Origin of the sequence: Calothrix rhizosoleniae SC01, from assembly GCF_900185595.1 — a bacterium.
Lineage (GTDB): Bacteria > Cyanobacteriota > Cyanobacteriia > Cyanobacteriales > Nostocaceae > Calothrix_A > Calothrix_A rhizosoleniae.
The window spans coordinates 1-7,414 of record NZ_FYBH01000228.1; the positions used below are offsets into that span (position 1 = coordinate 1).

Sequence of the window (7,414 nt, forward strand, 5' to 3'; positions counted from 1 at the left end):
AGACTTATTAGTAGGGCAAGAAAACTGATTGTTGATCAATGGAATAGGAAAATGAGTATTATTGTTTGCCCTGGAATTCATGAACCAGGATTAACCGAGAATTTTGTCTGGAATTGCGTAGAGTCAGTAGTACAAAAAATTGACAAAGACGGTTCAGTAGATATACTTGTTTATCGGGGCAAAGGATTGGCGACTTTATCTGGGTGGCATATTTTTAAGTTCTTATGGGAACACAGTCAGGCAGTCCTTTCGGAGTATCCTTTGGGAAATTGGCAAAAAACTCCAGTAGTTTTTATTAGCTTTAGTGCAGGAGTTGTGGGTGCAATGGTCGCAGCGACAAATTGGCATATTCTGGGAGGTACAATCAAAGCTTTTATTGCTATAGATGGTTGGGGAGTGCCACTGTGGGGGGAATTTCCCATTCATCGCATCAGTCATGATTACTTTACTCATTGGAGTTCAAAAATGCTTGGTAGTCAGCACAATAACTTTTATGCGGAGCCAGCTGTCGATCATTTACAAATGTGGGGAGAGCCAAAAAGTGTTCAAGGCTGGTGGGTAGACTCACCCACAGGTAGTTCATCTTCCAATTGCAAAATGAGTTTAACTCAATTTTTATACTTACTATTGCAGGACTATGAAAAATAATAGTCCGGAAAATGGATTTAGTATTCAGGAGTGAGAATCTAGGGAATGAAGAATGTAGTTCTTCTAGTGATGAATTACAAATTCTCAATTACCAAACCTATAAACTAAAATAATACCCCTGTAAACTCTATCCATCCCGTTAATCTCTATCCCCTAATGTTTAGATGTTTCCTATTGAACCTGCTGCTGTGAATAATGGGTTTTCTGTCTTACTTAAAAGCCGCAATTTTATGCTGCTGTGGATTGGACAACTAGTATCCCAACTAGGAGATAAAGTCTTTTTTGTATTAATGATTGCCTTATTGGAGAATTACCAACCTCCAGCAGGTTTAACAGAAAATTCCATGTACTCTACTTTGATGGTGGTGTTTACCATTCCAGCCATCCTGTTTGGTTCTGCAGGGGGTGTATTTGTAGATCGCTTGCCCAAAAAAGTGATTATGGTAGGTTCTGATTTTGTCAGAGGTTTCTTGGTATTAGGTCTACCATTGTTACCGCGAGAATTTATTTTATTGTTGCTGCTTGCCTTTGCTATCTCTACAATTACACAGTTTTTTGCCCCTGCAGAACATGCAGCCCTGCCTTTAATAGTCCGCAAAGAGTCTTTAATGGCTGCTAATGCCCTATTTAGTAGCACCATGATGACAGCTATGATTGTCGGTTTTGCGATGGGGGAACCAATTTTAACTTGGGCAAAGAATTGGATTGCAGAAGATTATGGTCAAGAATTGATAGTCGCCACATTCTACATTGCTTCGGCGGTAATCATGCTACCCATTAAATTTAAGGAGCCTAAAAGGGTACTGGATGGCCAAGCATCAATTCATCCTTGGGTAGATTTTAAGGAAGGATTACGCTATCTGAAAAAAAATGTTTTGATTCTCAATGCCATGTTGCAACTCGTAACTTTGTATTGTGTATTTGCAGCTTTAACAGTTTTGACAATTAGATTAGCAGCAGAGTTTGGTTTAAAAGAAAAACAATTTGGCTTTTTTCTGGCGGCGGCTGGTATTGGTATGGTTACAGGGGCAGGGATTTTGGGTCATTGGAATGATAGACTCAATCGCAAGTCTTTGCCACTGGTAGGTTTTTTGGTTATGGCTGCGGTATTAGGGGTGTTTACCTTTACCCATAACCTGATGCTCGCTTTGGGGTTATGTGCCTCCTTGGGGATTGGAGCTTCCTTTATTTATGTACCCATGCAAACTCTGATTCAACAGCGTACTCCCCACTCCATGCATGGCAAAGTATTTGGCTTTCAAAATCATGCCGTTAATATTGCCCTATCTGCTCCCCTAGCGATCGCTGGCCCCCTCACAGATGCTTTTGGCTTACGACCAGTTTTAGTCGGTATGAGTCTCATTGTAGCTGGTGTGGGGGTATGGGCTTGGAAAAATACCAAGCGAGTTTTGAAAGATGTGTTGTAATTCCTGTATAATAGTAGGCTCAAATTATATTGAAGATATTTACAAATCAAGAATTAATTAAGTTTTTCGATTAAAATGAAATCTTAAATACAGAATTTCTACATCATCTTAGCTAATACGTGAGGTTAGACTGTGCGTTCACGAAGTGTGTCTCCCGGAGAATCGCATTATTCCCCCAGTGTTCCACCCAGCGAAAATTCCCACCAGTCCCATGTATCTCCATCCCCAGTAATCACACCAAAATTCGTCTCTGGTGGTTTTGCCCTGATGGATAGCCTGAAGCGTCACGGGGTAGAATATATTTTTGGTTATCCTGGTGGAGCAATTTTACCAGTTTACGATGAACTGTATTTAGTGGAAGGCGCTGGTGGTATAAAGCATATCCTGGTCAGACACGAGCAAGGTGCATCCCATGCTGCTGATGGTTATGCCCGTGCTACAGGTAAAGTGGGAGTATGTTTTGGTACTTCTGGCCCAGGAGCAACTAATTTAGTTACAGGGATTGCCACGGCTTACATGGATTCGATCCCTATGGTCATTGTTACCGGACAGGTTGCCAGGGCGGCAATTGGTACGGATGCCTTCCAGGAAACTGATATTTATGGCATTACCATACCCATTGTCAAACACTCCTATGTAGTGCGTGATCCCAATGATATGCCACGAATTGTGGCTGAAGCCTTCCATATTGCCAGTACGGGTCGTCCTGGTCCAGTATTGATTGATGTACCCAAGGATGTAGCCTTAGAAAAATTTGATTATGTACCGGTGGAACCTGGTTCTGTGAAGATGCCAGGATATCGCCCCACTGTCAAGGGTAATCCCAAACAAATTAATGCAGCATTAAAGTTAATCCAGGCAAGTCGTCGCCCACTATTGTACATTGGTGGAGGTGCGATCGCAGCCGGTGCCCATACAGAAATTGAAGCATTAGCAGAGTTATTTAATATCCCCGTCACCACTACTTTAATGGGTCTTGGGGCTTTTGACGAACACCATCCCCTATCTTTGGGTATGTTGGGTATGCATGGTACTGCTTATGCCAATTTTGCTGTCACTGATTGTGACTTATTGATGTGTGTGGGAGCAAGATTTGATGATCGGGTAACTGGTAAGTTGGATGAATTTGCCTCCCGAGCCAAGGTAATTCACATTGACATTGATCCCGCCGAAGTAGGTAAAAACCGAGTCCCTGATGTGCCTATTGTTGGCGATGTCAAGAATGTACTGCTAGATTTATTAGCTCGTTGCCAAGAACTAGGAATTAGTCATAATAGCAATCAGACCCAAGAGTGGTTAAGTTTAATCAATCGCTGGAGAGAAGATTATCCTTTAGTAGTCCCGGAAAGTCCTGACAGTATTTCTCCCCAAGAAGTAATTGTGGAAGTTAGTCGTCAGGCACCAAATGCTTACTACACTACGGATGTGGGACAACATCAAATGTGGGCGGCACAATTCCTCAAAAATGGCCCCCGACGCTGGATTTCTAGTGCGGGTTTGGGAACTATGGGTTTTGGCGTACCTGCGGCTATGGGTGTCAAGGTAGCATTTCCGGATGAGGAAGTTATTTGTATTAGTGGTGATGCCAGTTTCCAAATGTGTTTACAAGAGTTGGGAACTCTGGCTCAGTATGGCATCAATGTGAAAACAGTGATTATTAATAATGGTTGGCAAGGAATGGTACGCCAGTGGCAGCAAGCCTTCTATGGCGAACGTTATTCCTGCTCGAATATGGAAGTAGGGATGCCAGACATTGAACTGTTGACCAAGGCCTATGGGATTAAAGGTATAATAGTCAAATCCCGGTCAGAATTATCAGATGCGATCGCCCAAATGTTGGCTGCTGATTGTCCGGTAATTTTAGATGTTTACGTGACTAGGGATGAAAATTGTTATCCCATGATTGCTCCTGGTAAGAGCAATGCTCAAATGTTGGGTTTACCTAAGCAAACTCCCAAGCCAGATATTGAGCCAGTTTATTGCAGTAATTGTGGTGCGAAAAATCCTCCCAGCAATAGTTTTTGTCCGGAGTGTGGCACTAAGCTGTAGGGCTAATTGATATCGAATAGGGTGGGCAATGCCCACCTTACTTTTTTTGATGCAAAATAGGGGTTAAATTCTCGGGAATACCTTCGAGTTGAATTTGGGTACAGCCGAATTGATAGGCTTCTGGGATCGGGCGGCTGGCTCCAATGGCTGTATAAAATCCCACAGCAAATGCGATCGCTGCTTTATCCCCAATGGCTTGATTCATCCCAATCACAAATTGAATATGTTCAGCAATTGACTTGGCTTGAGTTTCTGAGTGACAAGCATTAAGAACAACACATTTGACTTGTTGACTGACAAGGGCAAACAATGCAGCTAAAGCTTCAGGTTTTACAGGCTGAATTTTTCCCAATTCATTCTCAAAGCAAAGTTCGCCATTACTTGTGCCATGTCCGGAGAAATGTACAATCATTGGTTCAAACTCCAGTAAAGTCTGACTGATATCCCCAGGACGTACAGACATTTGTTGCTGGAGAATAAATCTTTCTCGCTGTTTGGCTAGTTGCAGTTTTTTTTGAATATCTCGTAATTCCTGTCCCAATCGCAGACGAGCAGCATCAGTGGGATCTGATGCCAGGAACATAATTTTAATGGAATTAGCTGGTGCTGGATTTGATTGGCTTTCTTTATTTCCCACGCGATCGGCTATGAGGGGTAATAACCGATTACAGGTTGTCACTAACTCCGCATTTGTGGGTAAATCAGCAATTATACCCTTAAGAAAAGTCACAGCTTTTTTAACTTTTCTTTGGGTAGTAGCATCTTCTGGTTTTTGACTCGCTACGGCAATAATTTCTAGCTGTTCTAATGCTTCTGTCTTGTCATCACCACTCAAATTACTGTCAGCTTCAATGGCCGCTTGTAACTCTTGAAGTAGCCTTTTAATTCCCGATGGTTCTGCTTCTGAAAAGTCGGGTAACTGATTGATAGCATTAGTCACAGTACCACTAATATTACCCATAGCCATCCCTGTCATGGATGCATTCTCACCAGTGGCAGCAAGACCACTAATATTACCTTGAGCATTACCAATGCTGATATTACCTTTACTTTCCGACATAGTTAAACTCCCTCGAGAATTAATAGTTTCTACATAAACTTTTGGTTGATTGATAGCATTGGTAAAAAGATTTTTATAATAGCTAAGTTGCTCTTCTTTTGCTTTATTACTTATGATTAATTCTTGTATGCTGCTATATGATAAAGATTGAAATTCAATATATTTTTCAAAATATTCACGGCTTAAATCCGAGGGATTGGCATCACCTGCGACTCTGGCTTGCAGGCGAATTTTCTCTTCACCCCTACCTTCTAATGCCACAATTTGTAGGTCTGCATCGGGATTGTGTTCGGCTAACTGGATGATGGCAATAGCTGCTGCTGTGGGGTCAATTCCCTCGTAGTGAAGTAAGTCAAGGCTTTTAAATTTACCACCTACTTGACGGGGGTCAGAATTTTGGGTTTTATATAAGTCCAGAGTTTTAATAATGGGAGCAACAAAATCAGCAAAGTCTCCCTTTTTAAATTTTTCTTGACGATTATCTGGTTTACGCCAAGGGTCGGGGTCATCCTGTGTAGGTAGTCGCATATAAACAAAATCGCACTGAATGCCTTCAAGTTGAGTATCAGTGGAAATACCCCAATTTTCAATATATGCTCCAGTTAAGCAAGCTGCTGTAAGATTAGCCTGATATAGCTGAGTTTCAGCCAGTTTCGCACCAAATAAATTAGCATTCTTCAAGTTAGCTTCACTTAAATCTGTGCTGATAAATTCGGCATCTTGTAAGTTGGCATTTTTAAGGTTCAGGTATCGTAAATTTATATTATTAAATTCTTGCCCTCTACCGTCTTTGGTGATTGCTAATTGTCGTACATTTGCTTGTTCTAAATATGTACCTTCTACACGAGCCTGTTCTAAATTTTTTGCATTAAACCAACAGGTACGGGTGAGGTTAGCTTCTCTGAAATCGACACTTGTGAGGGTGGCTTGGGTAAAGTCTGCATCTGTTAAGTTAGCACCACGAAAACTTGTCCCGCCATAGGCAACAATACCAACTGGTAGGGAACGAATAAGTTTATATTTTATGTTGCCATTTATAGCTTGTCTGCCAACATAAACACCGGATGTAATTGCTAATAAACCAATCAACCCAGATAAAGTAATCAAGCCAGATGGAAAATAGTCATTTGATTCATCTAGAAAAAATCCCAGTAAAACACCAATTACAATACCAATAAAACCGATCAAACCAGTGGAAGTCGTAGCAGCAGGCATAGCTATAACTTTTGCTAAAGCGATAGCTACGGCCATATTACCAACACCAGACACTATTCCAGCTAAACCCACCACAAAAAATGTTGTGCTAATAGCAAGATTTACTCCGGCTTTATCGTTTGGGGAAAAGGCAATAGAAGCAATTAAGCAAGCTGCTGTTATCTCAGCAAGGGTTGCTAGTGTTACTCCTAAGCCACGCCAGAAAATAACAATTAAAAATATTCCTATAGTTATTAAAGATATACTACCTAATAAGTAAGAACCATCAACAATATTATTTAATAAATCACCAATAAGCGCACCAGAATAGCCAGAAATTAATCCTGCTAATAATGACAGAAGCACTGATAAAATAACCATACCCATTTTCCAAGAGGTTGGTAAACCTGCTTTAGCATTGCGGAAGTTAACACCAATTAGAGTGGCATTAGTAAATTTCACTCCTCGAATATCAGCATTGGTAAAGTCTTCCCCTGCTAGGTTTTTCCTTCGGAAGTCTCTCCCCCGTAAATTAGCACGGTGAGGTTGATGTATCATTGCTGTTCATCCCGACAATCAGAGCAGTTTTTACGGGGTTTTACTGTGTCTGATGAACTCTTGCTCCGTCTGGACTGAGGTGAATTATCTGGTTTTTTGTCAAAGCATTTCCAATTTTTTAGTATATTCTTTATTACTGGAATACGGCAAATCACAGGGACTTTCTCGTTGAGGATTTTAGTCTTTCTATTTCTGAGGCTGCGAGCACTGCCTCGGCATAAAGGACATTCACAACCCGGTTCATACTCTCTTAAGTAATAATATATTCTTGAATATCTTTTTAAAACTGATACAGCTTCTTTATTACCTATTTTTGCAAGTGACTTCATTGTTCGATAACGAATACAAATTGCTTCATTCTTATCTAAAAATATTTTAGTCAGTTCAGCAATAGCCGATTTTGCATCTATACCAATATCTCCCAGAGCATCAGCAGCACTCCTACGAATATTAGAGTTTTCATCTTTGAGAGCAGTAA

At 40.9% G+C, this 7,414-nt stretch carries 5 protein-coding genes; 3 read left to right on the forward strand and 2 right to left on the reverse strand.

The window, feature by feature from the left end; genetic code table 11:
• From CALSC_RS13670 to ilvB, 3 genes are all read left to right on the forward strand, one after another.
• Nucleotides 1-648, forward strand: a 648-nt coding sequence (locus CALSC_RS13670; RefSeq protein ID WP_327331409.1) for a hypothetical protein, incomplete at its 5' end; no start/stop codon positions are given.
• Nucleotides 649-812: 164 nt separating this feature from the next.
• Nucleotides 813-2,075 (forward strand): MFS transporter, encoded by a 1,263-nt coding sequence (locus CALSC_RS13675; RefSeq protein ID WP_088241883.1) that lies wholly within the window; start codon nucleotides 813-815, stop codon nucleotides 2,073-2,075.
• Nucleotides 2,076-2,207: 132 nt separating this feature from the next.
• The gene (gene ilvB / locus CALSC_RS13680) at nucleotides 2,208-4,124 is read left to right on the forward strand and encodes a biosynthetic-type acetolactate synthase large subunit (RefSeq protein WP_088241884.1); all 1,917 of its coding nucleotides are present in this window, start codon (nucleotides 2,208-2,210) and stop codon (nucleotides 4,122-4,124) included.
• A gap of 37 nt (nucleotides 4,125-4,161) precedes the next feature.
• Here ilvB and CALSC_RS13685 read toward each other — a convergent pair whose 3' ends face one another.
• Nucleotides 4,162-6,936 (reverse strand): pentapeptide repeat-containing protein, encoded by a 2,775-nt coding sequence (locus CALSC_RS13685; protein ID WP_235006787.1) that lies wholly within the window; start codon nucleotides 6,934-6,936, stop codon nucleotides 4,162-4,164.
• On the reverse strand, nucleotides 6,933-7,414 hold a 482-nt coding region (locus CALSC_RS13690), incomplete at its 5' end, for a HEAT repeat domain-containing protein (RefSeq protein ID WP_143288253.1). The genes CALSC_RS13685 and CALSC_RS13690, both read right to left, overlap by 4 nt.

What these genes read in the sequence shown, in the direction of transcription:
- CALSC_RS13675 (WP_088241883.1), top strand. Translation starts at nt 813, where the DNA reads ATGTTTCCTATTGAACCTGCTGCTGTGAATAATGGGTTTTCTGTCTTA.
- CALSC_RS13685 (WP_235006787.1), bottom strand. Translation starts at nt 6,936, where the DNA reads ATGATACATCAACCTCACCGTGCTAATTTACGGGGGAGAGACTTCCGA.